The organism is Haemophilus haemolyticus M19501, from assembly GCF_000222025.1.
GTDB classification, from domain to species: Bacteria; Pseudomonadota; Gammaproteobacteria; order Enterobacterales; family Pasteurellaceae; genus Haemophilus; species Haemophilus haemolyticus_G.
Genome location: NZ_AFQO01000016.1, coordinates 32,494 through 57,977, shown reverse-complemented (window position 1 = coordinate 57,977; position 25,484 = coordinate 32,494). Strand labels below are relative to the sequence as shown.

General features: G+C 38.6%; 24 protein-coding genes and 1 pseudogene. 7 read left to right on the top strand and 18 right to left on the bottom strand.

Features of this window, described 5'->3' with window-relative positions; genetic code table 11:
- Position 1: 1 nt before the first annotated feature.
- The 9 genes from fruK to GG9_RS00775 all read right to left on the bottom strand — a co-directional run bounded on the left by fruK (position 2) and on the right by GG9_RS00775 (position 7,590).
- On the bottom strand, positions 2 to 943 hold the full coding sequence (fruK, locus tag GG9_RS00740) for a 1-phosphofructokinase (protein WP_005632741.1): 942 nt from the start codon (positions 941 to 943) through the stop codon (positions 2 to 4).
- A gap of 1 nt (position 944) precedes the next feature.
- The gene (gene fruB, locus GG9_RS00745) at positions 945 to 2,444 is read right to left on the bottom strand and encodes a fused PTS fructose transporter subunit IIA/HPr protein (RefSeq protein ID WP_005632740.1); all 1,500 of its coding nucleotides are present in this window, start codon (positions 2,442 to 2,444) and stop codon (positions 945 to 947) included.
- A 71-nt stretch (positions 2,445 to 2,515) separates the two neighbouring features.
- Positions 2,516 to 3,046, bottom strand: coding sequence for a hypothetical protein (locus GG9_RS00750; RefSeq protein ID WP_005632738.1), 531 nt, complete (start codon positions 3,044 to 3,046; stop codon positions 2,516 to 2,518).
- A 79-nt stretch (positions 3,047 to 3,125) separates the two neighbouring features.
- The gene (locus tag GG9_RS00755) at positions 3,126 to 3,710 is read right to left on the bottom strand and encodes a Fic/DOC family protein (protein WP_005632737.1); all 585 of its coding nucleotides are present in this window, start codon (positions 3,708 to 3,710) and stop codon (positions 3,126 to 3,128) included.
- Positions 3,691 to 3,867 carry an antitoxin VbhA family protein gene (locus tag GG9_RS09585; RefSeq protein WP_157997938.1) on the bottom strand — a complete coding sequence of 59 codons (177 nt, stop codon included), beginning with the start codon at positions 3,865 to 3,867 and terminating at the stop codon, positions 3,691 to 3,693. Before GG9_RS09585 ends, GG9_RS00755 begins: the two co-directional genes overlap by 20 nt.
- 8 nt (positions 3,868 to 3,875) lie before the next feature.
- A complete protein-coding gene (gene paeA, locus GG9_RS00760) occupies positions 3,876 to 5,168 on the bottom strand; it encodes a polyamine export protein PaeA (protein ID WP_005632735.1) in 1,293 nt (430 codons plus the stop codon).
- Positions 5,169 to 5,218: 50 nt separating this feature from the next.
- Entirely contained in the window at positions 5,219 to 5,743 is a 525-nt protein-coding gene (locus GG9_RS00765; RefSeq protein ID WP_005632734.1) for a DUF1523 family protein, read from the bottom strand.
- 26 nt (positions 5,744 to 5,769) lie between these two features.
- Complete coding sequence (locus tag GG9_RS00770; RefSeq protein ID WP_005632730.1) at positions 5,770 to 6,552, bottom strand: TatD family hydrolase; 783 nt, start codon at positions 6,550 to 6,552, stop codon at positions 5,770 to 5,772.
- A gap of 54 nt (positions 6,553 to 6,606) precedes the next feature.
- Positions 6,607 to 7,590, bottom strand: a complete 984-nt coding sequence (locus GG9_RS00775) for a DNA polymerase III subunit delta' (RefSeq protein WP_032825201.1) — start codon at positions 7,588 to 7,590, stop codon at positions 6,607 to 6,609.
- A 198-nt stretch (positions 7,591 to 7,788) separates the two neighbouring features.
- On the opposite strand from GG9_RS00775, the gene GG9_RS00780 reads away from it, so the two are divergent.
- Positions 7,789 to 10,023 (top strand): autotransporter outer membrane beta-barrel domain-containing protein, encoded by a 2,235-nt coding sequence (locus tag GG9_RS00780; protein WP_005632725.1) that lies wholly within the window; start codon positions 7,789 to 7,791, stop codon positions 10,021 to 10,023.
- 606 nt (positions 10,024 to 10,629) lie between these two features.
- Here GG9_RS00780 and tmk read toward each other — a convergent pair.
- The 4 genes and pseudogenes from tmk to pyrR form a co-directional block, all read right to left on the bottom strand.
- Positions 10,630 to 11,263: pseudogene (gene tmk / locus GG9_RS0108990) on the bottom strand (dTMP kinase).
- Between the two features lie 17 nt (positions 11,264 to 11,280).
- The gene (gene mltG, locus GG9_RS0108985; protein WP_032825197.1) at positions 11,281 to 12,327 is read right to left on the bottom strand and encodes an endolytic transglycosylase MltG; all 1,047 of its coding nucleotides are present in this window, start codon (positions 12,325 to 12,327) and stop codon (positions 11,281 to 11,283) included.
- Positions 12,328 to 12,396: 69 nt separating this feature from the next.
- The gene (locus GG9_RS00785; protein WP_032825184.1) at positions 12,397 to 13,332 is read right to left on the bottom strand and encodes a peptidylprolyl isomerase; all 936 of its coding nucleotides are present in this window, start codon (positions 13,330 to 13,332) and stop codon (positions 12,397 to 12,399) included.
- A 75-nt stretch (positions 13,333 to 13,407) separates the two neighbouring features.
- The gene (gene pyrR / locus GG9_RS00790) at positions 13,408 to 13,947 is read right to left on the bottom strand and encodes a bifunctional pyr operon transcriptional regulator/uracil phosphoribosyltransferase PyrR (RefSeq protein WP_005632719.1); all 540 of its coding nucleotides are present in this window, start codon (positions 13,945 to 13,947) and stop codon (positions 13,408 to 13,410) included.
- Positions 13,948 to 14,078: 131 nt separating this feature from the next.
- Between pyrR and mazG the strand changes: the two genes are divergently transcribed.
- The gene (gene mazG / locus GG9_RS00795) at positions 14,079 to 14,870 is read left to right on the top strand and encodes a nucleoside triphosphate pyrophosphohydrolase (protein WP_005632717.1); all 792 of its coding nucleotides are present in this window, start codon (positions 14,079 to 14,081) and stop codon (positions 14,868 to 14,870) included.
- 48 nt (positions 14,871 to 14,918) lie between these two features.
- Here the strand turns inward: mazG and GG9_RS00800 are convergent, their stop codons facing one another.
- Entirely contained in the window at positions 14,919 to 15,794 is an 876-nt protein-coding gene (locus GG9_RS00800; protein ID WP_005632716.1) for a VirK/YbjX family protein, read from the bottom strand.
- Positions 15,795 to 15,983: 189 nt separating this feature from the next.
- On the opposite strand from GG9_RS00800, the gene lon reads away from it, so the two are divergent.
- From lon to serA, 4 genes are all read left to right on the top strand, one after another.
- The gene (gene lon, locus GG9_RS00805; RefSeq protein WP_005632713.1) at positions 15,984 to 18,398 is read left to right on the top strand and encodes an endopeptidase La; all 2,415 of its coding nucleotides are present in this window, start codon (positions 15,984 to 15,986) and stop codon (positions 18,396 to 18,398) included.
- Positions 18,399 to 18,531: 133 nt separating this feature from the next.
- Positions 18,532 to 19,683, top strand: coding sequence for a radical SAM family heme chaperone HemW (hemW, locus tag GG9_RS00810; protein WP_005632712.1), 1,152 nt, complete (start codon positions 18,532 to 18,534; stop codon positions 19,681 to 19,683).
- A 101-nt stretch (positions 19,684 to 19,784) separates the two neighbouring features.
- Positions 19,785 to 20,444 (top strand): ribose-5-phosphate isomerase RpiA, encoded by a 660-nt coding sequence (gene rpiA, locus GG9_RS00815; protein WP_005632710.1) that lies wholly within the window; start codon positions 19,785 to 19,787, stop codon positions 20,442 to 20,444.
- A gap of 29 nt (positions 20,445 to 20,473) precedes the next feature.
- Positions 20,474 to 21,706, top strand: a complete 1,233-nt coding sequence (gene serA / locus GG9_RS00820) for a phosphoglycerate dehydrogenase (RefSeq protein ID WP_005632707.1) — start codon at positions 20,474 to 20,476, stop codon at positions 21,704 to 21,706.
- Positions 21,707 to 21,749: 43 nt separating this feature from the next.
- Here the strand turns inward: serA and ygfZ are convergent, their stop codons facing one another.
- Both ygfZ and GG9_RS00830 read right to left on the bottom strand, forming a co-directional pair.
- Entirely contained in the window at positions 21,750 to 22,592 is an 843-nt protein-coding gene (ygfZ, locus tag GG9_RS00825) for a CAF17-like 4Fe-4S cluster assembly/insertion protein YgfZ (RefSeq protein ID WP_005632705.1), read from the bottom strand.
- Between the two features lie 9 nt (positions 22,593 to 22,601).
- Positions 22,602 to 23,465 carry a YicC/YloC family endoribonuclease gene (locus GG9_RS00830; protein WP_005632704.1) on the bottom strand — a complete coding sequence of 288 codons (864 nt, stop codon included), beginning with the start codon at positions 23,463 to 23,465 and terminating at the stop codon, positions 22,602 to 22,604.
- A gap of 185 nt (positions 23,466 to 23,650) precedes the next feature.
- Here GG9_RS00830 and GG9_RS00835 point away from each other — a divergent pair, with 185 nt between their 5' ends.
- On the top strand, positions 23,651 to 24,853 hold the full coding sequence (locus GG9_RS00835) for an aromatic amino acid transporter (RefSeq protein ID WP_005632701.1): 1,203 nt from the start codon (positions 23,651 to 23,653) through the stop codon (positions 24,851 to 24,853).
- 38 nt (positions 24,854 to 24,891) lie between these two features.
- Here the strand turns inward: GG9_RS00835 and GG9_RS00840 are convergent, their stop codons facing one another.
- Positions 24,892 to 25,110 (bottom strand): BrnA antitoxin family protein, encoded by a 219-nt coding sequence (locus GG9_RS00840; protein ID WP_005632699.1) that lies wholly within the window; start codon positions 25,108 to 25,110, stop codon positions 24,892 to 24,894.
- Positions 25,107 to 25,388: a BrnT family toxin gene (locus GG9_RS00845; RefSeq protein ID WP_005632698.1), complete on the bottom strand. Its 282-nt coding sequence runs from the start codon at positions 25,386 to 25,388 to the stop codon at positions 25,107 to 25,109. Before GG9_RS00845 ends, GG9_RS00840 begins: the two co-directional genes overlap by 4 nt.
- Positions 25,389 to 25,484 lie beyond the last annotated feature (96 nt).

Below are 25,484 nucleotides of genomic sequence, written 5' to 3'. Positions count from 1 at the left end.
ACTATCCTTCAATCATCGTTATTTGTACTTTTTCTAAAATGGGGTCAAGTAAACTCAAATCACTCACACCGACATTACTTTGAGACACTGCAAAAGCGGACACAGCCGTAGCAAACGCTAAGGTTTCAGCTTTCGATAAACCTTTTTCAAAACCATAAATTAAGCCTGCTACCATGGAATCCCCTGCTCCAACAGTACTCACTACATTTTCACATTTTGGTGGTTCGGCTTTGAGCACGCCTTCATTATTAATCCATAAAGAACCTTCTGCGCCCATTGAAATAATCACATTTTCAATGCCTTCCGCTTTGAGTTGCTGTGCAGCGGCAATAATTTCTTCAAGACGATTTAATGGATAACCAACCCAAGCCTCAAGTTCTCGATGATTGGGTTTTACTAGCCAAGGTTTCGCTTTTAATCCAGCGGTGAGCGCAGCATTGCTACTATCAAGCACCACTTTAACGCCAGCTTGGTGAAGCTGATTCAACCAATCAGCAAATAATTCAGGAGACACACCTCGAGGTAAACTGCCACACACTGCGACAATGTCATAATTTAAACAATAAGCCAAAGAATCCGTCACAAATTGTTGCCAAACTTGTGGGCTTATTTGATATCCCAAGAAATTTAAATCTGTCACATCAGCTTCAGTCTCGGTAATTTTTACATTGATACGCGTTTTGCCATCAACTCGGTGGAATTTATCTTCCAAACCGTGCTTATTAAACATTTGCTCGAAATCAGCTGAATTATCCTTGCCCAAGAAACCGCCTACTGCAACATCAACGCCTAAATCTTTTAGTACTTTTGCGACATTAATGCCTTTCCCAGCAGGAAATAAGCCAAGGGTTTCTACGGTATTTACTTCACCAAGTTGGATACGATTTAAACGGCCGACTAAATCATAGGCGGCATTTAAAGTAATTGTTACGACGCTTGCCATACTATTCACCTAAACCCGATTCAATCACAGCACCGATTCCGTCAATAGCTTGTTGCGCTTCATCGCCCGTCGCAACAAAACGTAAACGAGTCCCTTTCACTACGCCTAATGCCACAATTTTCATTAAGCTTTTCGCGCTCACTAATTGAGAATTACGATCAAGATTTTGAACCGCCACAGAGGCATTATATTTTTTCACTTCGTTTACTAACACTGCACTTGGGCGAGCGTGCAAACCGTGTTCGTTCTTAACCACAAAAACTGCCTCAATAGCATTTGCTGGCAAGTTATGATCTTCGCTTACCGCTGGTGCGTGAATTTGTTCTCCCATAATCTCAATGGTATCTGGTTCAGATGGCGGCACAGCAGAAACATTCTCGCCCAAACCATCAGCAATCGCTTTGCTCAATGCTTCAATAGCTTGTTTAGCATCTTCCCCTTCTGCCACAAAACGTAAACGATGCCCTTGTGTTACTCCAAGCGCAACAATCTTCATCAAACTTTTTGCACTGATGACTTCACTTTCACGAGTAAGATTTTGCACAGTAATTTTCGAAGTGAATTTTTTCACTTCATTAACCAAATTTGCACTTGGACGCGCATGTAAACCATGTTCATTACGAATCGTAAAAGTTCCCACAACGGCACCTTCTACAGATTGAGTTTCAACATCACTCGATGAACCCAAAAGTGCGGTCAAAATTTCTGTTGAATTACCATTGAGCAAGGTTGTTTGAACATCGTCATCTAATAAACGCGCTAAAGTTGGATTAATTTGATCACTGACGGCTGCAACAGTTATCACGCCTTTTACCGCTTTGCCATTGTGGCTAAAAATCGTTTTGGCACGACTAAATGTTAAGGCATTTTTCACATTTCCTACGACAGAATCCGTTACCCATAACCCTTTGCCAAGCGGTAATGCCGCATTGTTAATCACTTCAGAAATAAAACGATTTTCCACCGCACTTTGCACCTGCAATTGCCCCGCATTAATCGCGACTAAAGTTAATAAACTTTGGGTATCTACATCTAAACTGATATTGGCAGTAGGAATTGCAAATGGCTCAATTGTCTCGCCCATTAAAATCGCACGAAATTCAGCAATATCCGTTATTTTTGCTAATTTTGCTGCGGTATCTTCATCACTCAAAACGTGAGTAAGTTGACGTAATAAGGACAAATGCTCATCAGATCGCGCCGCAATACCAATCACGACATAAGCAATATTTCCTTCGCCCCATTCTATGCCTTGAGGAAATTGAAACACTTGCACACCTGTTTTCTTTACCATCGAACGAGTATCCAAGGTGCCATGAGGAATAGCGATGCCATTACCTAAAAAGGTTGAGGAATGCTGTTCACGCGCTAGCATTCCTTGCAAGTAACCATTTTCGACATTGTCTGCTTGAACTAATGCGGACGCTGCCATTTCAATCGCTTGTTGTTTATCAGCTGCGTTAGCATTTAAATGAATGTTGCTTTCCGAAAGTTCTAACATTCTTGCTCCTTAATAATTTAAAAATAAAGCTGCTGGTGAAATAAATCGACCAGCAGCTTGTTGAAAAACAATTATTTAGATGTGCAGGCTTTCAGCAGTGCTTCACTACCTTGCGCAATATATTCATCATTTTCACCGCGCTCTTTGCCTTTTTGCAAATCACGCATCGCATCATAAATACCTTGAGTCATGCTTTGCGAATCCACTTTTTCCCAACAATTTGCGTTCAAACGTTTAATATTAGCTTGCAAGGCTTCCGCATGTAACACGCCGCTATAATAAGCATATACATCAGAATCATGGCCGCCAGTGTAAAGTTTATCCTGAATTTGTTTCACAGGAACTAAAATACGGCCTAAATACCAGTCATTCGCACCACTTGCAAAATTATCTACAAAGAAATTTTCATTCACGCGACCTTTATATGTCGCTACAGTCGCTTCATAAGCTGCTGCATAGGATTTCTGATCGATTTTATCTTTATCTAAATCAATCACTTTTTTATCGTTCCCCATAAATGGAATATAGTTGGTAACCGATGACCAAGAAGAACAACCTGCCAACATTAACGTAAAAAATAAAACAGAGATTTTTTTAAACATAGTCATACCTAATTGAGAATCAACAAAAACGCAGCCATTATACTGGCTGCGTGGGATTAAGCAAGGTAGCGAATGTTATCTATAAGGATATGAGTCCATTCAAAATAATCTTTTCTAAAGGTTTGTAGTTTAGCTTATGAGCTTCTATCGAAGCCGAAATCATTTCTTCTTGCGATACATGCTTAAAACTTAGCTCGTAGCCGGCTTCTTTCGATAATTGAACTAAAAAAACACGTTGTGTTCGGCCATTTCCTTCTCTAAAAGGATGAATAGCATTAATTTCGCCGAAATAATAAGCCAAGCGTTCCGCAAATTCAGGTAAAGATAAACCTTTAAGATAATTTTCTTTTTTTAACTGAGTAAACAATTTTTTTGATTCGGGCTCAATACGATACCCCATCATAAAATCTTGCTCACCCTTTTGAAGGTAACCATCACGTATTTTTCCTGCCCAAGGATAAAGATCACCAAACAAATGTTTATGAATTCTCTTTAAATGCGCAAGATTAAATTTGCCTTTTACAGGATTTTCTTTTAGTTCTAATGCCTTAACATAAGTGATAACTCTCTCTAGCCTTTCTAATTCTGCAGAATCAGAAATGTTTTTCTTATTAACAAGCACACCGTTTTCATATACAAAGGGATCAGATCCCGTATATTTCATACACTCTATCCTGTAATTGCTGATAAGAAATGTTGCCTTTCATCCATTCTTGAGAAAGTTGCAAAAGATCATCATCCGTCGTTAATCCTTCTAAACGATTATTATCCAGCGCAAATTGAACTGCTCGCTGACGACTTTCATATTCTCGTTGAGTCATTTTTACTCCTACTCCTTCACCAACGACACCAAAATCTGATCGATTTTAAAGTTTTCCGTATCAATCACTTCAAACTTGTATTTTCCGTAAACCACAGAATCGGTTTTTTTCGGGATTTTACGTAACATATACATCATAAAACCACTGATGGTTTCGTAATTTTCTTCATCTGGGAAAGATTCAATATCTAACACTCGTGTCACATCTTCTAATGGCGTTGCGCCATCAATAAGCCATGAATTTTCATCACGACTCACAATATATTCTTCTTCGTTAGAAACCAATTCCCCCATGACAATACTCATGACATCATTTAGCGTAACGATACCCACTACAAGGGCATATTCATTCACAATAATCGCAAAATCTTCGCCAGTAGATTTAAACAATTCCAACACTTCGTAAAGAGAAAGCGTATCAGGCACAAATAATGCTTTACGGAGTAGTTTAGGATCTGTGAGCACCACATTTTCATTCTGCAAATACATGGTGAGCAACGTATGGGATTCTACATAACCTAAGATTTTGTCGAGGCTATTGTCACAAATCACAATTTTAGAATGAGAATCACGAGAAAGCGTATCCATGACTTCTTGGCGAGAAAAAGTGCGGTCTAAATACACGATATTTTCACGGGTTGTCATGGTGGAAGTCACTGTACGTGATTGCATATCGAAAATATTTTCAATGAGATAATGCTCTTGAGTTTTTAATACACCTGCTTCTGCGCCTGCTTCTACTACAGCGAAAATATCTTCAGAGGTCATGCCATCTTCACGCACAGTGGAAATACGAAATAAGCGGAAAAATACATTAGCAAGCGTATCAAAAAACCACACAAGCGGCTTAAACACAAACATACTGAAATTCATAATGCCGACAACGCGCAACGCTACCATTTCAGGATAAGTAATGGCAATACGTTTTGGAATAAGATCAGCAAATAAGATAAAGAAACAAGTAACCAACACAAACGCAATTGTAGAGGCGGTTGGTTCAATCCAACTTCCTTCAAAAGAACGATTTAAAATATCTGCAATATAAGGACTTAGCGCACTTTCGCCAATTCCCCCACCCAAAATCGCTACCATATTCAAACCGATTTGAACCACCGTAATAAAACGACCAGGATGTTCTTGTAATTTAAGCACTTGAAGCGCGCGCACGTCTCCTTCATTTGCAAGAGATTGTAATTTTAATTTGCGAGAACTCGCCAGAGAAATTTCAGCAGAAGAAACAACTGCGCTACTTAAAATTAAAGCCACAATTGCCAAAATAGTATGAAATAATTCCATAATCATTACTCAAAAATATAAAAGAAAACGACCGCACTTTGCGGCCGTTTGGGATATTACTTGTCGCTGTCAAACCAGCCGCGAATAAATTGGATAGACAAAAATAATGTCGCCAGCAAGAATACATATAAAATCCACGAAACGATCGGATTGCTTGGTGTGTCATCAGCGGTCATTTCTTTAATTGAGGTTGCATTACGATATTCATCCATGATCGTAATACGCCAACCATAGTATTTAATTTGCACAAGTTTGTTGTCATTACCCAAAGCCTGCGCTTCAGCCTGTAAATTGGCTGATCCAAATTTGAAGTAGAACGGGAAACCCCAACGTGTATCTTCATTGCGATACACCATAATTTTGCCATCATCATTTTGCGTATTGATGTAATACACATCACGTGTTGGGCCATCAGCTGGATTCGATTTTGTGATTGGGCCATCTTTATCAACACGTTTAACTTCTACGCCAGTAACACGTGTCACATCATAATGGGGGAACACATAATTCACTACGGAAAACATAAAACCGTGGAATAAAAAAACAACAATAAATAAGAAATATTTAAAAAACTTTCGCATACTTTTCCCTTGTCAGAACTGTGCATTTATTCTACACGAATTTTAAATAAACGCTCGAAATTTTGTGTAGTGATTTGAGCAAACGCCTCTGCAGAAACGTCTTTTAGGGTTGCCACGTATTCACAGACTTCTCTCGTATAAGCTGGTTGATTTTCTTTTCCTCGATAAGGCACTGGCGCAAGATAAGGCGAATCCGTTTCCACCAATAAGCGATCCATTGGCACATAACGAATAACCTCACGAATCGCTTCGGCATTTTTAAAGGTTACAATACCAGAACAAGAAATGTAAAAACCTAAATCCAACGCTTTTTTCGCAAATTCCATGGTTTCCGTAAAACAATGAATAACGCCACCGCACTTTTCAGCATGGTGTTGGCGTAACATTGTAATGGTGTCATCGCCTGCCGAACGTGTATGAATAATTACAGGCTTGTCTAATTGGTTTGCAATATCGATTTGGCTACCAAACACCGCTTGTTGCGCCGCTTTATTATCCGCGCTGTAATAATAATCTAAGCCAATTTCGCCAATAGCAATCACTTTTGGATCTTGCGCTAAACGCAATAAGCGTTCTGCGTCATAAGGTTCCTCTTCAAAATCAAGGGGATGGACACCGCAAGCAAGCGAGACATTATTAAATTCCCGTAAAGAGTCATAAGCCTGCTCAAAACGGCTTAAGGTTACACCAATCGCGAGCAAATGTTTCACATCACGTGCGCGCGCTTTTTCCACCACATCCGAGATATTTTTGTGTAAATTTTCATAATCCAACGCATCTAAATGGCAGTGGGAATCTACAATGAACATAATTATTTTTCCTTATGCCTAAGGCTTGAACGCCATAGACAATATATCTTTAATTTATTGCGTTTCAAATACTTCTGTGACTAATCGCGTCAAGCCATCCAATAGCATTAATTCAACATTCACACCATTAATTGCAAGCAAATCTGACCGCACTTTTTGCATAATTTTGATTGCTTGTAATAAACCAAGAGCTGTTTGCTCGTTACTGAATTGTTCGATACCACGGCCAAGATCGGCCACTTGTCGATGACTGTTAATTTCAAGTCTATGTTTTAAACAATCGGAAAGAAAAGCCAAAATCCAATCTACTTGCTGAACATAACGTTCTTTGTCAAACAACGGAAGTAATTCCAATGGTGAACGTCGGCGATAGAACACCCAAAATTGACGTAAGAAGTTTTTACGCTGTTCAATCAGCCCTTGTTGTAAAGTCTCCAATGCTAAAAGTGGTCGTCCAAGATTCATCGCAAGTGCGGTCAAAATTTCCTGATTTTCAGCCGCGCTTTCTGATTTCAACCAATCAAGAGCCATTTGTTCATTAGGCACGGACAGATTCCACACTTGGCATCGACTGTAAATAGTTGCCAACAAACTTGACGAACTATCTGTTTGAAGTAAAAAATAAGTATTTGGACGAGGCTCTTCCAATGTTTTCAATAACGCATTGGCAGCGGCTTCCGTTAAACGTTCCGCACCTTGCACATACACCACTTTATTACCATTTTGTTGTGCGTGCTGCGCAACCATTTCATTAATATCGCGTACTTGATCGACGCCAATATCCTTACCGTCAATAGGACTCAATTCATGATAATCTGGATGACTATGGGCTTGCATTAAATGACAAGAATGGCATTGACCACAAGGCTTATCGCCTTGAGCCACACACATTATTTTCTGTGCAAGTGCATTAAATAAACGTTCTACACCTAAACCAGAATCAGCTTTAATCAGCACAGCATGATGCCCCAACCCTTCGTCAAAGGTTTGAGCAATTTGATGGTAAGTAGGCATTAGCCAAGGGTAAAGTGCGGTCATTTTTCCAGAAATTTTGTGAATAACGAGGGCAATTATACACATTTTCAAACTGGCTTGACAAAATAGCAAAAAGCAAACGTTTACTTTTAATAAATAAGAAATAAATAGAGAAAATTTAAACCAAATAACATTTTTTGTTCAGTTTTTATGCTAAGATCCACGCCCCATTTATTTTTACTTGACAAAGGAAAATTTATTATGAAACTCGAAGCAAGCAAGCAAGCAAGCAAGCAAGCAAGCAAGCAAGCAAGCAAGCAAGCAAGCAAGCAAGCAAGCAAGCAGAAGTTTAAAAAATCATTTATTGTAAGTCTATTGTTTTCTGTTCTTTATTCTTCCCCGCTTTTGGCTGTTGATTACGTTTACGACAAAACCAAGCTCACTGATGATGAAATTACCCGCTTAAAAAAACTTCGTGATAGAAATAGTGAATATTGGAAAGATGATTTGTTCAGGCTTGATGTGCCAAAAGCAACTGGTCTCCGTCATGACATTGAGGGGGCAGCAACAGGAAATTTCTCGTATCCAATTTTTTATATCCCAATTGATGATAAACCTATTGATCCTGACAAAAAGATCTCTTTTTTCGACAGCCCTTATACCCCCGGCTACACGGCTGCTTTCGTTCAGGGATTTGGCGTTAAAGAAAGAAATGGCTATACGGAAGAACAAGCTAAAAAATATATTGATGAATTGAGAACAAAATTAAAAACCGCTCCTATAATCGCAGCCGCCCAGCTGGGATATTTTCAATTAAATGATGGAAGCGGCGATAGCTGGCTGTATAATCATTATCGCAATGATATTTTCAATTCTTATGGAACAGTAAAACATAGCAATATTAACAGTGAAATTCTTGCTGTTGGTAATGTTGCTGATTTGTATTATAAACACTTCATAAGAAATCCATTTATATATGCGGATTGGTCTTCATTGACTAGCCCCTTTCCTAGATTAAAAGTTTCCGAAAATTCCCACGTTATTGGGCAAATTATTCATCTTTACCGATTAGACTTAGAGAATTCTCTTTGGGAGCCTCGTTGGGATTCTGATGTTAGTTATTTAAATTTATTCAATAGCCATATTCGTTTTAATACCAAAAATGACAGCCTTGTTGTAGGCGAAAGCCGTATTAGACCAACCCCCGATAATGCCTTGGATAACGAAAAATATTTAAAAAGAAATTTTGGCGATACAGGCTATCATAGTGACATCGGAAACAATTATATTCGCTTTGCTTATGATTTAAGCGAAAGAGAGGCTGACAAGCCCGTATTAACGTTAAAAAGCAAGGTAACAGGAAAAACGGCTATTGTTTTTGAAGAAAAAGCCTTAAACAATTTAAAAAACCTGACTTACCGACAACTCATCAAAACAGAAACCGATGTTGAACCGAATGCGTTTTATCTTTTAGAAGAATATAAAAAAGGCAGATATCGTTTATTTTTACGACAATGTCCAAACGGTTTTTGTATCGGTGTAGAAAAACTCGCCATTCCAACTCATCTTGTCGCCTCCTATGCACAACAGGCTCAAGCCGCCAATACGTTATTCGCCTTGCGTTTAAACGACAAAAACAGCGATATTTTTGACCGCACTTTACCGCGCAAAGGCTTGTGGTTGCGTTTAATTAGTGGTCACTTAAGCCAAAATGTACAAGGTAAGACTGCACCAGTAGAAGGCAATCGTAAAGGCATACAACTTGGTGGCGATGTTTTCTCCTTACAGCATCAAGACTATCAACTTTCCGTTGGCTTAATGGGCGGACAGGCAGAACAACGTAGCACTTTCCGCAATCCAGATGCAGATAATCTTACAACGGGAAATATGAAAGGCTTGGGCGCAGGCGTTTATGCCACTTGGCATCAACTTCAAGATAAACAAACAGGTGCGTATGTTGATAGCTGGGCACAATATCAACGTTTCCGCCACCGCATTAACACTGAAGATGGTACAGAACGTTTTACTTCAAAAGGTATTACTGCCTCAATTGAAGCAGGTTACAATGCTTTATTGGCAGAACACTTAACTGAAAAAGGCACTCAAATTCGTTTTTACCTACAACCACAGGCACAATTGACTTATTTGGGTGTAAATGGCGGCTTAACCGATAGTGGTAATAGTAAAGTAAATTTACTTGGCTCTCGCCAATTACAAACTCGAGTGGGCGCACAAGCTAAAGCCCAATTTACTTTTACTAATGGTGTCATTTTCCAACCATTTGTTGCTGTCAATTCAATTTACCAACAAAAACCTTTCGGCGTGGAAATAGACAATGAACGTCGAGTGATAAACAATAAAATGGCAATTGAAAGTCAATTAGGTGTAGCATTGAAAATTAAATCTCACTTAACTTTACAAGCAACATTCAATCGCCAAACAGGCAAACATCACCACGCTAAACAAGGTGCGCTGAATTTACAGTGGACGTTTTAAGTTTAGTAGTAACAAAAAAATCGGCAGGAAAATTTTCTGCCGATTTTTTTATTCTAAAAGTGCGGTCATTTTTCGTGTGATTTCCACCAATTTTTTACCGCGCTTTCAATTCCAGCTAATGTAGCCAATGTAGGGTGGGCGTAAGCCCACGCGTATTATTAATAATATTCTTTTTTTCGTGGGCTTAACCTTACAAGCTACATTCAATCATCAAACAGGCAAGCATCATCACGCTAAACAAGGTGCGTTGAATTTACAGTGGACGTTTTAAGTTTAGTAGTAACAAAAAATCGGCAAGGTAAATTTTCTGCCGATTTTTTTATTTCGAAAGTGTGGTCATTTTTCGTTTGATTTCCACCAATTTTTTACCGCTCTTTCAATTCCAGCTAATGTAGCCAATGTAGTATTATTAATAATATTCTTTTTTTCGTGGGCTTACGCCCACCCTACGGGCTTAACCTTACAAGCTACATTCAATCGTCAAACAGGCAAGCATCATCACGCTAAACAAGGTGAGCTGAATTTACAGTGGACGTTTTAAGTTTAGTAGTAACAAAAAAATCGGCAGGAAATTTTCTTGCCGATTTTTTATTTTTAAAAGTGCGGTCATTTTTCGTTTGATTTCCACCAATTTTTTACCGCGCTTTCGATATCAGCTTGCACAAGTTCAATACTCTGCTCAGCATTAATCATTACTGCTTTTGGATTATCTTTTACTAATTCTAAATAGCGTGCTCGAGTACGGTGAAAAAAATCCAAATCCATTTGCTCAATACGGTCTAACTCGCCACGTCCACGAGCTCGCGCTAAACCGACGCTCGGATCTATATCCAAATAAATCGTGAGATCTGGCTCAAAATCACCTAATACGGTTTCTTTCAAGGTGAGCATAAAATGCGGGTCTAATTGACGTCCCCCCCCCTTGATATGCCTGAGATGACATATCGTGACGATCACCCACCACCCATTTCCCTTGCATTAAGGCAGGTTTAATCACATTTTCCACCAACTGGATACGTGCTGCATAAAGCATTAATAACTCTGCTTTCGCTGTCACAGGTTCTTCGGTTTCATGTTTGATGAGATGACGTAATTTCTCTGCCAATGGTGTTCCGCCCGGTTCGCGAGTAAACACCACATCTTTAATACCGAGTTCATGCAAGACTCGCACAACAGACTGATGAGCAGAGCTTTTCCCCGCGCCTTCCAAACCTTCAATGACAATAAATTTTCCTTTCATATTTTCTTCCGCACTTTTTATTTGGCATTTTTCTGGCTGCGATACCAACGTAAATATTCTTGCACGGCTTTATTATGCTCGTTCAGATTACGAGTAAATTTATGGCCGCCATTTCCATCGGCAACAAAATAATAAAAGTCTGTTTTTGCTGGATGAGCCACAGCTTGTAAAGCACTCTCACTCACCATCGCAATTGGTGTTGGTGGTAGCCCCTCAATCATATAGGTATTGTAAGGGGTTATCGTTTCCAAATCTTTCTTACGAATATTACCGGTATAACTCTCACCCATTCCATAAATCACGGTTGGGTCAGTTTGTAGTTTCATATTGGCTCTTAAGCGATTAATAAATACGGAAGCCACTTGTGGGCGCTCCGCCGCAATCCCCGTTTCTTTCTCCACAATAGAAGCCAAAATCAGCATCTGATACGGATCCGCTAATGGGAGGTTTTCATCACGTTCATTCCACGCTTTATCTAAGGCTTTTTGTAGACGAGTCGTTGAACGTTTTAATAATTCAAGATCTGTTGAGTTTGGCGTGTAATTATAGGTATCTGGATACAACCACCCATCCATGTTATTCCATTCGTAAACGGCTTTTGCAATGGCTGGAATATCCAATAACGCCATAATTTCTTTATCACTTTTACCTTGCAAGGTTTGTTTTAAGTGCGGTGCGTTTTCAAGGTTTTTACGCCATTCCTTGAACGTTTTACCTTCAATAAACTTCACACTAAATTGCGCTTCCTTGCCGGAATTAATGATATCCAATAAATCTTGCAACGTTTTCACACCCTCAAGAGAATAAGTCCCTGCTTTTATTTTATTTAGCTCAGGTTTTAACTTCAGCAAATAAGGTAATAATTTCCCATCATCAATTAACTTTTCGTGCTCAAAAAGCGCGGTTAATTTTGAACCTGTTGTACCACGTTCAATCGTTAAAAGTTGATCTGCCTGCACATTTACTGGTGTTTTGACAAATTCAGTAATTTTGTAATAAGCAAAACTCGCCGCGCCCGCTAAAATCAAAATTAAAAGTAAAATCGCAATTAAAAATTTCTTCATAAGATATAAGAAAGAGAAAATAAAAAACAACAAAAGGGGCAATTAAGCCCCTTTATTTTTGATACTTTGTTATTTATTAAAATACTGAATATTCGCTCTTTTACGCAATGCTTTAACCCAATCGTTCGTCGCATCTTGTAATTGAGTGTTCACTAAACGTTCATATGCTTTTTGTGTGTAGGCTTCTGCTGTAAGATCACCATCACGTACGCCAATTACTTCCAAAATATGCCAACCAAACTCAGTTTTAAATGGTGCAGAAATCACACCTTGTTTACTTTTCACGACGGTTTGCGCAAACTGTGGTGCATAAGTTTCTGGGAACGCATAACCTAAACTACCGCCATTCGCACCTGATAAATAATCTTTAGAATATTTTAAAGCCGCATCTGCAAAAGTCATTTTGCCCGCAATAATATCAGAGCGAATTCTTGTTAATTCAGCTTTGGCCTGTGCATCATTTAACATCGGGTTAAGTTTTAACAAAATATGACGAACTTCGTATTCTTTACCCGTTACTTTTTGTGCTGTGCCTTGCGATTTTGCCTCATCTAACATTTTTTGACCAAGCGCAACAACTTCTTCACGCGTCACCGCAACGCTTTCATTGATCGCTTTATTACGCACTGCCCCCATCATCATTTGATTGGCAATTTGTTGGCGAAATGTATTTAATGAAATGCCTTGATAATCTAACGCATCCAAAAATTGACCATAAGTTAAACCATTTCTTGCCGCAGTATCTTCCACTACACGATCGATTTCTCGAGGATCAATTTTCACACCAGATTCTTGAATCGCTTTTTGTACTAAAAGATCATCAATAATTTTATCAAGTGCACTTTGGCGATCGCCTTTTTTACCCATATTTGCACGAACTTGGCTTTCTAAAATAGGAATACCATCTACTGTTGCGACAACACGTTCCCCAGCTTGGGCCATAGAAATAAAAGCAACACAACCTAAAGTAGCCAATAAAAAAGATTTTAGAATAAATTTTTTCATTTTCATCTCATCAAAAAAGAGTCAATAACGTTGGTTAGAGTAACAATTCTACTGAAGGTTCACAATAGACAAAATTTATTTCCCTAATATAACGACTTCGTAACAGCCATCTTGTTTTTCAGTGCGAACTTGGACAAGTTCATCACGGCTTGTTGGCACATTTTTACCTACGTAATCAGCACGAATTGGTAATTCACGATGGCCACGATCAACAAAAATCACTAATTCAATTTTTGCAGCACGACCAAAATCGGTGAGTGCATCCATTGCTGCTCGAATGGTTCGACCAGTAAACAATACATCATCAACCAAAATGACGGTTTTATCTTGAATATTCAAATATTGTGATGAACCACTATAAACTGGCATTTTATCTTCCTGATCAACCAAAGTTAAATCATCGCGATAAAAGGTGATATCCAGTTCCATTGAGGGTAAATTTATACCACTTAATTCTTCAACTCGATGTTGTAATAATTCTGCAATTTCCGCGCCACGGCGTTTAATCCCAACAATAACAAGATCATCCAACGTTTGATGTTTTTCAATAATTTCGTGAGAAATACGCGAAATCGTGCGAAGAAAACGATCGTGGTCGATAATAATTTTTTCCATTTTTCCCAGCTTTATCAATAATGTTTTAATGCGCAAAGTATAAAGAAAATACGCCTAAAAAGCGATGGTATTTGCACCATTTTTCTTGTTCGTTATACTATCCAAAACATTCCATCAAAGGAAATAAAATTATGCGCTACTCTATTCAAGATTTTATTCAACTCATTGCCCAACTTCGTAATCCAAATGGCGGATGCCCTTGGGATTTAAAACAAAATTATCAATCTATGATTCCTTGCTTAACGGAAGAAACTTACGAAGTAATCGAAGCGATTGAGAAAAAAGATATACCAAATTTACGCGAAGAATTAGGCGATTTATTGTTGCAAGTCATTTTCTTCAGCCAGCTTGCAACGGAAGATAAATACTTTACTTTTGACGATGTATTGCAAGATATCGCTGAAAAAATTGTGCGCCGTCATCCTCACGTGTTTGGCGATGCAAAAGCGGGGGACGAAACAGAAGCTCTTTCCCGTTGGAACGAAATGAAAGCCAAAGAAAAACAAGGTAAAAGTGCAGAAACCTCTATTTTAGATAATGTACCTCGTGCTTTACCTTCTCTTACACGAGCGGCAAAATTACAAAAACGTTGTTCAAAAGTAGGTTTTGATTGGGAAGAAATTTCACCCGTATTTGACAAAGTGCGGGAAGAATTAGAAGAAGTTCAAGCTGAAATTAACCGCACTTCGATTGAACAAAATAAAGTGGAAGAAGAAATCGGCGATTTATTGTTCGCAACGGTCAATCTTGCTCGTCACTTAAAATGTGATCCTGAAGATGCATTGCGGAAAGCAAATTTAAAATTTGAACGTCGTTTTCGAACAGTAGAACAATCGGTTCAACAACAAGGTAAGCAAGTTAATGATGTGCCACTGATTGAATTAGATTTGTTGTGGGATGAAGTGAAAAAACAAGAAAACTAATTGAAAAGTGCGGTAAAAATTTCTCTCATTTTTACCGCACTTTCTTCATTAAAGTTGCTGAATATCCAATGCCATTTGGTCTAACATTTCATAACGTTTACGATACATAGAACGTTTTTTACTTGCGATATCTTCTAATTGTTTGCGTTCAATATCCAAAGGTAATTGCCAATAATTATGGCGATATTCCCCTTGATTCTCTTGCCAGAACTCATCGTAATTAAACAAAATCTTACTGCGCGCAGAAAGACGATATTTTCCTTGCGCTTTGTGCGGAATGCCCACTAGCTCACATTGCCATTTTTCAGCGAGCATTTTGAATGCATTGACTAACAGAAACATTGGACGCATACCGTGCAATGATTTCGTAGCCTGTTTCACAAGCTCTTGAGCATTGTCACTTGAGGGGCCTTGAATCGAGGCGATAAGCAATTTATTCGGGCTCAAAAAAGTGAAAGAAGCATCATATACTCGCTCATTATGTTGATTACGAATATTAATAGAAAAATATCCTTCAAAGGGATCGATATGATTGATACTCAAAGATAAACGCAAATCATCTGTTAATTGTGTTAACACGATATTTTGCTGATCCAATAATTGTTGGCAAAGCGAACGTCCCATTTTTTCTTCTGCCAAACGTAAATTCTCCGTAATCGCCGTTAAACGTTCTGAAGCAGAAAAGCGTTTATCACAAAAAGTAGTAAGAATTGTATTGATACGATAATAATCTTGTGTAAATAAAGGCTGCCATTGAGTTTCTGTATTAAGAAAATCCACTAATTGGCTACATTGCTTTTGATACAACCATTTATAGCCATAATAGCGTAATTTTTCCCGCACTTGTTTGAGAAAAGGGCGATCCTTGGAATAAGGATACATTTGAACATAAGTAGGGAAAATAAAATTATTTTTCGTGGACATAACTCAATATTTTGTGAAATTTAATAAAATTGTCAGCCATTTTAGCGATTATCACGTCATTTGCCAAAATTCTTTTTTGTTTAAAACCCACTTTATAACTCAGATTTTGTTATAATCTTTTCCTTGAATTCCTTTTTCCCTACCCCAATATTTACCCAAATTATCGGAAAGAATTAAGAGAGATAAATTATGGCGAAGAATACCCAACGTACGATGCCCGTATTGCCATTACGCGATGTCGTCGTTTTCCCTTATATGGTGATGCCACTTTTTGTAGGGCGCGCAAAATCAATTAATGCCCTTGAAGAAGCGATGAACGATGATAAACAGCTTCTTTTGGTATCTCAAAGAGAAGCGGATTTGGAAGAACCAACCCCCGAAGATTTATTTGATGTGGGTACCATTGCTAACATTATTCAGCTACTAAAATTACCTGATGGCACAGTAAAAGTGCTAGTTGAAGGTCAAAATCGCGCGAAAATTAACAGCCTTGAAGATGGCGAAAAGTGCTTTTCTGCCAAAATTACCCCTATCGAAACCACTTATGGTGATGAGAAAGAGTTAGATGTTGCGAAAAAAGCGGTACTTTCTGAATTCGAAAATTATCTCACCTTAAATAAAAAATTCCCTGCAGATGTATTAAATGCACTTCATCGTCTTGGTGATGCAGATCGCTTATCTGACACAATGGCTGCGCATTTGCCAGTAAATGTTCGCCATAAACAAAGCCTGTTGGAACTTGCCAACGTGCAAGATCGCTTAGAATATCTGCTTGGCATGATGGAATCAGAAGCAGACATTCTTCAAGTTGAAAAACGCATTCGCGGTCGTGTAAAAAAACAAATGGAGAAAAGCCAACGTAACTATTATCTAAGCGAACAAATTAAAGCCATTCGCAAAGAAATGGATAGTGGCGAAAATGAAGACACGATTGATGAAGTTGAACAACTTCGTCAAAAAGTAGAAGCAGCAGGCATGCCCGCAGAGGTACGCGACAAAGTGGAAAATGAGTTACAAAAACTCAAAATGATGTCAGCCATGTCTTCTGAAGCAACCGTTGTTCGTAGCTACATTGAATGGATGATCCAAGTGCCTTGGCATCAACGTTCTAAAGTGAAAAAAGACATTTCGAAAGCACAACAAGTATTAGATGCCGATCACTATGGTTTAGAACGAGTGAAAGAACGTATTCTTGAATATCTTGCAGTACAAGCTCGTTTAAACAAAGTGAAAGGCCCCATTCTTTGCTTAGTTGGCCCTCCAGGCGTAGGTAAAACCTCTCTTGGTCAATCTATTGCTAATGCCACTGGTCGTAAATATGTACGCATGGCATTAGGCGGTGTTCGCGATGAGGCAGAAATCCGTGGTCACCGTAAAACCTATATTGGTGCATTACCGGGCAAATTAATTCAAAAGATGGCAAAAGTGGGGGTGAAAAATCCGTTATTCTTGCTTGATGAAATCGACAAAATGGCATCCGATATGCGAGGCGATCCAGCATCAGCATTGCTTGAAGTATTAGACCCTGAGCAAAATACTACATTTAACGATCACTATTTAGAAGTGGATTATGATCTTTCTGATGTAATGTTTGTCGCAACATCAAACTCTATGAATATTCCAGGTCCATTATTGGATCGTATGGAAGTTATTCGTCTTTCTGGTTACACAGAAGATGAAAAACTTAATATCGCGATGCGTCATTTGTTAGCGAAACAAATTGAACGTAATGGTTTGAAGAAAGGCGAACTTACCGTAGAAGAAAGTGCAATTTTAGATATTATCCGCTATTACACGCGTGAAGCGGGCGTTCGTGGGTTAGAACGTGAAATTTCAAAAATCTGCCGTAAAGCAGTGAAAAATTTATTAGTAAATCCAAAACTCAAATCTATCACGGTAAATTCAGATAATCTGCACGATTATCTTGGTGTCAAACGATTTGAATTTGGCAAAGCTGACACACAAAACCGCATTGGTGAAGTGACAGGTCTAGCTTGGACAGAAGTGGGCGGTGATTTACTCACTATTGAAACTGCCTCCGTTGTGGGCAAAGGAAAACTTTCTTTCACTGGTTCATTAGGCGATGTGATGAAAGAATCCATCCAAGCAGCCATGACTGTTGTGCGCGCTCGTGCGGATAAACTTGGTATTAATTCTGAGTTTCATGAGAAACGCGATATTCACATTCACGTGCCGGATGGTGCGACACCAAAAGATGGCCCGAGTGCTGGTATTGCAATGTGTACTGCATTAGTTTCTTGTTTAACAGGTAATCCTGTGCGTGCGGATGTAGCCATGACAGGTGAAATCAGTTTACGCGGTAAAGTATTACCAATCGGTGGATTAAAAGAAAAACTTCTTGCGGCACATCGTGGCGGAATTAAAACCGTATTAATTCCAAAAGAGAACGTTAAAGATCTCGAAGAAATTCCAGAAAACGTGAAACAAAATCTTGCGATTCATGCAGTAGAAACCATTGATGAAGTGCTTGGTCTTGCTTTGGAAAATCCGCCTGAAGGCATTGAGTTTGTCAGAGTTGAAGCTAAAGCGGCAAAATCACCACGCCGTAAAGCGACCAGTAAGACAACAAGAGCGGTCAATTAATTGAATGTTTTAGGGCTTGTGAAAACAGGCCCTTTTTATCAACATTCACAGTGTCAGCTAAAATTTCATATTTACACAACGTTAATTTGTACTTTTTCAACTGTTCTCACATTTAAAACTTGTTAATAACAGCATGCTCAAACTTCCTCCACTTTCCCTTTATATACACATTCCATGGTGCGTTCAAAAATGCCCTTATTGTGATTTTAATTCGCACGCACAAAAAGGCGATATACCAGAACAAGACTATATTCATCACCTTCTACAAGATCTTAGGGCTGATTTACAGCGCTTTAACGATTCCATTCAACAACGAAAACTCCATTCGATTTTTATTGGTGGCGGTACGCCAAGTTTGTTCTCGGCAGAAAGCATTGCGTATCTCTTAAAAGAAATAAAAAAGCAGATTGATTTTGAAGATAATATTGAAATCACATTAGAGGCTAATCCTGGCACGGTAGAAGCTGAACGTTTTAAAGGTTATGTTTCAGCAGGCATTACGCGAATTTCTATGGGGATTCAAAGTTTCAATGATGACAAATTACAGCGTCTTGGGCGAATTCATAATGCAGTGGAGGCAAAAAGTGCGGTCAATTTAGCGAAAGTTTCTGGGCTAAAAAGTTTCAATTTGGATTTAATGCACGGTTTGCCGAACCAAACGCTGGAAGAAGCCTTAGATGATCTTCGCCAAGCTATTGAGCTATCTCCTCCTCACCTTTCTTGGTATCAGCTCACTATTGAGCCAAATACGATGTTTGCTTACCGCCCACCTAAATTGCCAGATGATGATGAGCTTTGGGATATTTTTGAGCAAGGCCACCAACTGTTAACCGCAGCAGGCTATCAGCAATATGAAACCTCGGCTTACGCAAAAGCGGGTTTTCAATGTAAACATAATTTGAATTATTGGCGATTTGGGGATTATTTAGCCATTGGATGTGGCGCACACGGGAAATTGACGTTTCCGAATGGTGAAATTACCCGCTTTGCTAAAACAAAGCACCCGAAAGGTTACTTGCGTGGCGAATATCTTTACGAAGAAAAAAACGTGCCAGAAATTGACCGCCCTTTTGAGTTTTTCATGAATCGCTTTCGTTTGTTAGAAGCGGTACCCAAACAAGAATTTGAAGATTACACAGGGTTATTGCAAAGTGCGGTGAAAAATCAAATTGATTTTGCCATTCAACAAAACTATATTGTGGAAAACGCTGATTCTTGGCAAATCACTGAGCATGGCAAGTTATTTCTCAATGAACTATTGGAATTATTTTTAACGGAATCGTAGCTTATCCGTTAAACCTCTCATTGCTGAAAATTACACTTGTTTATTAAATACTCCCGTAATAAAGTAACGCAATCGTTTACTTATTAAAATAAGGAAAAGAAATGAATCAATTAGAAATGAAAAAACTCGCCGCACAAGCCGCATTACAATATGTAAAAGCTGACACAATTGTTGGCGTGGGTAGTGGCTCCACGGTGAATTGCTTTATTGAGGCTTTAGGTACAATCAAAGATAAAATTCAAGGTGCCGTTGCGGCTTCAAAAGCATCAGAAGAATTACTCCGTAAACAAGGTATTGAAGTATTTAATGCAAATGATGTCTCTAGCTTAGATATTTATGTGGATGGTGCAGATGAAATCAATCCACAAAAAATGATGATTAAAGGCGGTGGCGCAGCACTCACTCGTGAAAAAATCGTCGCTGCATTAGCGAAAAAATTTATTTGTATTGTGGATTCGAGTAAACAAGTAGATGTGTTAGGCTCGACCTTCCCATTACCCGTTGAAGTTATTCCAATGGCTCGTTCACAAGTAGGCAGAAAATTAGCCGCACTTGGTGGATCACCTGAATATCGTGAAGGCGTGGTGACAGACAACGGCAATGTGATTTTAGATGTGCACAACTTCACTATTTTAAATCCAGTTGAAATGGAAAAAGAATTAAATAACGTTGCGGGTGTCGTCACTAACGGGATATTCGCGTTACGTGGCGCAGACGTTGTGATCGTCGGTACGCCTGAAGGCGCTAAAATTATTGACTAATTCATAATAAAAATCATAAGGAAGTAAACATGACAAACAAAGTCTCTCTAGACAAATCAAAAATCAAATTTGTATTGTTTGAAGGTGTGCATCAAAGCGCACTTGATACGCTCCATGCGGCTGGCTATACCAATATTGATTACTATAAAAAAGCGTTAGATGGTGAGGAATTAAAAGAAGCCATTAAAAATGCACACTTTATCGGCTTGCGTTCTCGCACCCATTTAACGGCAGAAATGATTGAAGCCGCACCCAAATTAATCGCTGTGGGATGTTTCTGTATTGGTACCAACCAAGTGGATTTAAATGCAGCAAAAGCGCGTGGAATCCCTGTATTTAATGCCCCATTCTCAAACACTCGTTCCGTCGCAGAACTTGTATTAGGTGAGATTTTATTACTTATGCGCAATGTGCCACAGGCTAATGCCGAAGTACACCGTGGCGTCTGGAATAAATCAGCGACTGGCTCTCATGAAGTGCGGGGTAAAAAATTAGGAATTATTGGTTACGGTCACATTGGTTCACAATTAAGTATTATTGCTGAATCATTAGGCATGGATGTGTATTTCTACGATATCGAAAATAAACTTCCGCTCGGTAATGCCAAACAGGTTCGTAGCCTTGAAGAATTACTCAGTTCTTGCGATGTGGTTTCATTACATGTGCCAGAACTGCCATCTACCAAAAACTTAATGAACGCTGAGCGTATCGCACAATTAAAACAAGGTGCAATTTTGATCAATGCTGCGCGTGGCACAGTGGTAGATATTGATGCGCTCACTCAAGCCTTAAAAGACGGTAAAATTCACGGTGCAGCAATTGATGTATTCCCAATTGAACCTGCGTCAATTAATGAAGAATTTGTCTCACCGTTACGCGAATTTGATAATGTGATTTTAACTCCACATATCGGCGGTTCAACAGCAGAGGCACAGGAAAATATCGGTTTTGAAGTGGCAGGTAAATTTGTCAAATATTCAGACAATGGTTCAACGCTTTCTTCCGTCAACTTCCCTGAAGTATCTTTGCCAGAACATGAAGGAACAAAACGCTTATTGCATATTCACGAAAATCGTCCTGGTATATTGAACAAACTGAATCAAATTTTCGTCGAAGCCGACCTAAATATTGCGGCGCAATATTTACAAACTGACCCCAAAATTGGTTATGTTGTCGTTGATGTAGAAACGAATGATGCATCGCCATTACTGACGAAATTGAAGGAAATCGATGGCACAATTCGTGCTCGGGTACTTTACTAAATAGAAAAAAGATCAGGTTAATGCCTGATCTTTTTTTGCTTTATTATTCAGTAATCGAATAAGGTAATTGCTCTCGCTCTAACAGTATTTCACTATTCGGCAATCTAAATACTTGCGCCGAATCAATGTCATTATTCATCACAACTTGCAACCATAAAACACCGTCTAAATTGACCGCACTTGTAATCGTGCCTGTTTTTCGCCAATTAGATTCAATCTGCATTTCGATTTCACTGCCAATTTCTACTTCCTGCTGGGTTTGTGCTTTAAAGATAAACATTGCACGTTTGTTCGCCCCACGATATTTCGCACGAGCTACCGTTTCTTGTCCAATATAGCAACCTTTAGTAAAAGAAATGGCTTGCTCAATAGCCTGTAAATTTAGCGCTTGTGGGATAAATTCATTTTGCGTTTGCGGGCTTAAATTTGGCAATCCCGCTTGAATATCTGCTACATCCCAAATTTTTTCATCGCCATTAAAATTCACAGATAATTCAGTTTTATTTAATAAAATTGAACGCAGTCCATCAATTTCCCATGAAAAGTGCGGTGTAATTTTTCCACATTTTTCACCTATCACGCCAATGATTTGCCAATCACGTAAATCAAAACTCACTTTTGAAAACACCGCATATTTTTTCAAGGCATCTAGCCCGCTTGGCAAAAGTTCTTTCTTAATAAGCAAAAAGAATTGTTCACTACTTACTTTAAACAAACGGTAAATTGCATTCATTTTACCTTTCGGATCGCAGTGAGCTGTAAGTGTCGTTGCGCCACTTGCTAATCGCACAACATCCGTGGTTAACTGTCCTTGCAAATATTTTTCTGCATCCGCACCATGTGCCTCAATCAGTTGATATTGAGTAAGAGAAATAAATTGAGACATTCTGCTTTCCTATTCTAAATTCTGGATTTGCTCACGCATTTGTTCGATAAGCACTTTTAGTTCTACCGCAGAAGCCGTAATATCAGCATTAATGGATTTAGACGCAAGGGTATTCGATTCACGATTCAATTCTTGCATCATAAAATCTAATTTACGCCCAACTGCACCGCCTTTTTTCAAAATATTCGTGGTTTCTTTCACGTGCATTTGTAAACGATCAAGCTCTTCCGCCACATCAACGCGTTGAGCGAGTAAAATCATTTCTTGTTCCACACGTTGCGGATCAAGATTAATTTGAGCATCTTCAAAACGTTGCAATAACCGTTCACGCTGCCATTGTAAAACTGCTGGCATTTGTGACCGCACTTTCTCCGTTTCCACAGCAATGGCATCTAAACGTTGTTGAATAATATCGTTCAGTTTTTCCCCCTCACGACCACGCATTGCAATAAAATCTGTCAGTAAATCATCAAAGGCTGTCAATAAATCTTGACTAATCGCATCTAAATCTTGCTCTTGCGCTTCCACCACACCAGGATAACGCAATACATCTGTTAAATTAATATCGCCTTCGCCAGCTTGCGTTTTAATCCATTGCAAAGATTGAATGACTTGATTCGCAAGTTCTTTATTTAAATTCAATTCAGCATTTGTTTGTTTTTTTGTTTCAATACGCAAAGAACATTCAATTTTCCCGCGAGTAAGACTTTGACGAAGTTTCTCACGCAACGTGTTTTCTAATCCGCGAAATTGCTCTGGCAAACGGAAAAAGTTTTCTAAATAACGTTGATTGACGGAACGAATTTCCCATACCGCATCGCCCCAATCTTTTTTCACTTCAAGGCGTGCAAAAGCGGTCATACTGTAAATCATAAGCTCTCCTATTTTCTCTTAACTTTGTCTTAGTTGATTCGCTAAGTATTTTAACGAGATGAACACAGAAAGGGAAAAGAAAAGTGCGGTAAATAATAAAGATATTTTGTATTCTGTTGTTTACATACTGTAAATTATACAATACAATCATCGTAAATTTTACATTACACTATAAGGAAACAAAAATGAACAAAACTGTTGGCAGCACACTTCTTGTTGCTGGTACGATGATTGGTGCGGGAATGTTGGCTATGCCACTCACTTCTGCAGGCATCGGCTTCGGCTTTACTTTAGTCTTATTATTAGGACTTTGGGCATTATTAACTTTTAGCGCACTTTTATTCGTTGAACTCTATCAAACTGCGGAAAGTGATGCAGGTATCGGCACACTTGCTGAACAATATTTTGGTAAAGCAGGACGCATTATTGCTACGGCAGTGCTAATTATTTTCTTATACGCATTAATTGCCGCTTATATCAGCGGTGGCGGTTCACTACTAAAAGATTTATTGCCTGAAAGTTTTGGCGATAAAGTTAGCATCTTATTATTTACCGTGATTTTCGGTTCATTTATCGTCATCGGTACACATAGCGTAGATAAAATTAATCGCGTGTTATTTTTTGTGATGCTTGCAGCCTTTGCCGTAGTGTTAAGCTTAATGTTGCCAGAAATCAAATTTGATAACTTAATGGCGACGCCAATTGATAAGGCTTTAATTATCTCTGCAAGCCCTGTATTTTTCACGGCATTTGGTTTCCATGGTTCCATTCCAAGTTTAAATAAATACTTAGACGGCAACGTAAAAGCATTACGCATTTCTATTTTGGTCGGTTCAGCAATTACCCTTTGCGCTTATATTTTGTGGCAAATGTCCACTCATGGTTTGCTCACACAAAATGAGTTCTTACAAATCTTAAAAGAAGATGCCACCTTAAATGGCTTAGTAAAAGCAACGCTTGCTATCACTGGCAGTAACATGATCGCAGGTGCGGTAAAATTATTCTCAACTTTAGCGCTGGTTACCTCTTTCTTAGGCGTAGGGCTTGGCTTATTGGAATGTATCGAAGATTTATTAAAACGATCCTTTAATATTTCTGCAGGGCGCATATCCCTTGGCTTAATGACGTTCATTCCACCACTTGTCTTTGCGCTTTTCTATCCTGAAGGCTTTATTTTAGCGCTAGGCTACGCAGGCCAAATGTTTGCATTCTATGCCGTAGTATTGCCAGTTAGCCTTGTTTGGAAAGCTCGTCGTGCCCACGCTAATTTGCCATACAAAGTATGGGGAGGAAATCTGACTTTAATTATCGTATTGGTATTAGGCGTAATCATTACATCCATTCCATTTGCGATTCGTGCGGGTTACTTGCCATTTGTAGTGGGCTAATAATATAAAAACACCGTTCAATTTTGAACGGTGCTTTTTTAACGCCAAATCATATTCAGTTTACGATGATTTATTGCACAATCTTTTAAATAGGCATTAATTAAAGTTTGATAAGGAATACCTACCTCTTTAGATAATGCCTTAAAGTAATCAACTGCATCATCGTCTAAACGAATTGTCACCACTTTTTTCGCTTTCAATTGTCCCGCATAAGGGTTACGAATCCCCTGAGAAAAATCATATTCATCTTTCATCATAAATTCTCCTTATATTGTTTGCTTTCATAAATAGTTGCTAAGCGAGCTGAAATAATCCGAATATTCTCATCTCGTTCACAATGAACAACCACAAGTGTATTATTTTTTTCACTACGTCCTAACAATAAAAAACGTTCTTCATAAAAAGAATGCTCGGGATCGGGGATTAACAATGCATAATCATCATAAAATACCGTCATCGCTTCTTCAAAGCTTATACCATGTTTAATTTTATTGAGTTCTGCTTTATTACGATCCCATTCAAACCCATTTAGCATAAGTATTATTCAATATTAAAATGTCAATATATTATATTTATAATTTGATGAAAAAACAAACTACATATAAGTTATTATTACCGAACATTAACAAAA

Bases quoted from the DNA above. Each gene is read 5' to 3' on its own strand.
- GG9_RS00800 (WP_005632716.1), bottom strand. From the start codon at position 15,794: ATGTCCACGAAAAATAATTTTATTTTCCCTACTTATGTTCAAATGTAT.
- GG9_RS00765 (WP_005632734.1), bottom strand. From the start codon at position 5,743: ATGCGAAAGTTTTTTAAATATTTCTTATTTATTGTTGTTTTTTTATTC.
- GG9_RS00840 (WP_005632699.1), bottom strand. From the start codon at position 25,110: ATGATGAAAGATGAATATGATTTTTCTCAGGGGATTCGTAACCCTTAT.
- fruK (WP_005632741.1), bottom strand. From the start codon at position 943: ATGGCAAGCGTCGTAACAATTACTTTAAATGCCGCCTATGATTTAGTC.
- ygfZ (WP_005632705.1), bottom strand. From the start codon at position 22,592: ATGTCTCAATTTATTTCTCTTACTCAATATCAACTGATTGAGGCACAT.
- mltG (WP_032825197.1), bottom strand. From the start codon at position 12,327: ATGAAGAAATTTTTAATTGCGATTTTACTTTTAATTTTGATTTTAGCG.
- fruB (WP_005632740.1), bottom strand. From the start codon at position 2,444: ATGTTAGAACTTTCGGAAAGCAACATTCATTTAAATGCTAACGCAGCT.
- rpiA (WP_005632710.1), top strand. From the start codon at position 19,785: ATGAATCAATTAGAAATGAAAAAACTCGCCGCACAAGCCGCATTACAA.
- pyrR (WP_005632719.1), bottom strand. From the start codon at position 13,947: ATGGAAAAAATTATTATCGACCACGATCGTTTTCTTCGCACGATTTCG.
- paeA (WP_005632735.1), bottom strand. From the start codon at position 5,168: ATGATTATGGAATTATTTCATACTATTTTGGCAATTGTGGCTTTAATT.
- GG9_RS00845 (WP_005632698.1), bottom strand. From the start codon at position 25,388: ATGCTAAATGGGTTTGAATGGGATCGTAATAAAGCAGAACTCAATAAA.
- GG9_RS00835 (WP_005632701.1), top strand. From the start codon at position 23,651: ATGAACAAAACTGTTGGCAGCACACTTCTTGTTGCTGGTACGATGATT.
- GG9_RS00830 (WP_005632704.1), bottom strand. From the start codon at position 23,465: ATGATTTACAGTATGACCGCTTTTGCACGCCTTGAAGTGAAAAAAGAT.
- GG9_RS00775 (WP_032825201.1), bottom strand. From the start codon at position 7,590: ATGACCGCACTTTACCCTTGGCTAATGCCTACTTACCATCAAATTGCT.
- hemW (WP_005632712.1), top strand. From the start codon at position 18,532: ATGCTCAAACTTCCTCCACTTTCCCTTTATATACACATTCCATGGTGC.
- GG9_RS00750 (WP_005632738.1), bottom strand. From the start codon at position 3,046: ATGTTTAAAAAAATCTCTGTTTTATTTTTTACGTTAATGTTGGCAGGT.
- lon (WP_005632713.1), top strand. From the start codon at position 15,984: ATGGCGAAGAATACCCAACGTACGATGCCCGTATTGCCATTACGCGAT.
- serA (WP_005632707.1), top strand. From the start codon at position 20,474: ATGACAAACAAAGTCTCTCTAGACAAATCAAAAATCAAATTTGTATTG.
- GG9_RS00780 (WP_005632725.1), top strand. From the start codon at position 7,789: ATGAAACTCGAAGCAAGCAAGCAAGCAAGCAAGCAAGCAAGCAAGCAA.
- GG9_RS00755 (WP_005632737.1), bottom strand. From the start codon at position 3,710: ATGAAATATACGGGATCTGATCCCTTTGTATATGAAAACGGTGTGCTT.
- GG9_RS09585 (WP_157997938.1), bottom strand. From the start codon at position 3,867: ATGACTCAACGAGAATATGAAAGTCGTCAGCGAGCAGTTCAATTTGCG.
- GG9_RS00785 (WP_032825184.1), bottom strand. From the start codon at position 13,332: ATGAAAAAATTTATTCTAAAATCTTTTTTATTGGCTACTTTAGGTTGT.
- GG9_RS00770 (WP_005632730.1), bottom strand. From the start codon at position 6,552: ATGTTCATTGTAGATTCCCACTGCCATTTAGATGCGTTGGATTATGAA.
- mazG (WP_005632717.1), top strand. From the start codon at position 14,079: ATGCGCTACTCTATTCAAGATTTTATTCAACTCATTGCCCAACTTCGT.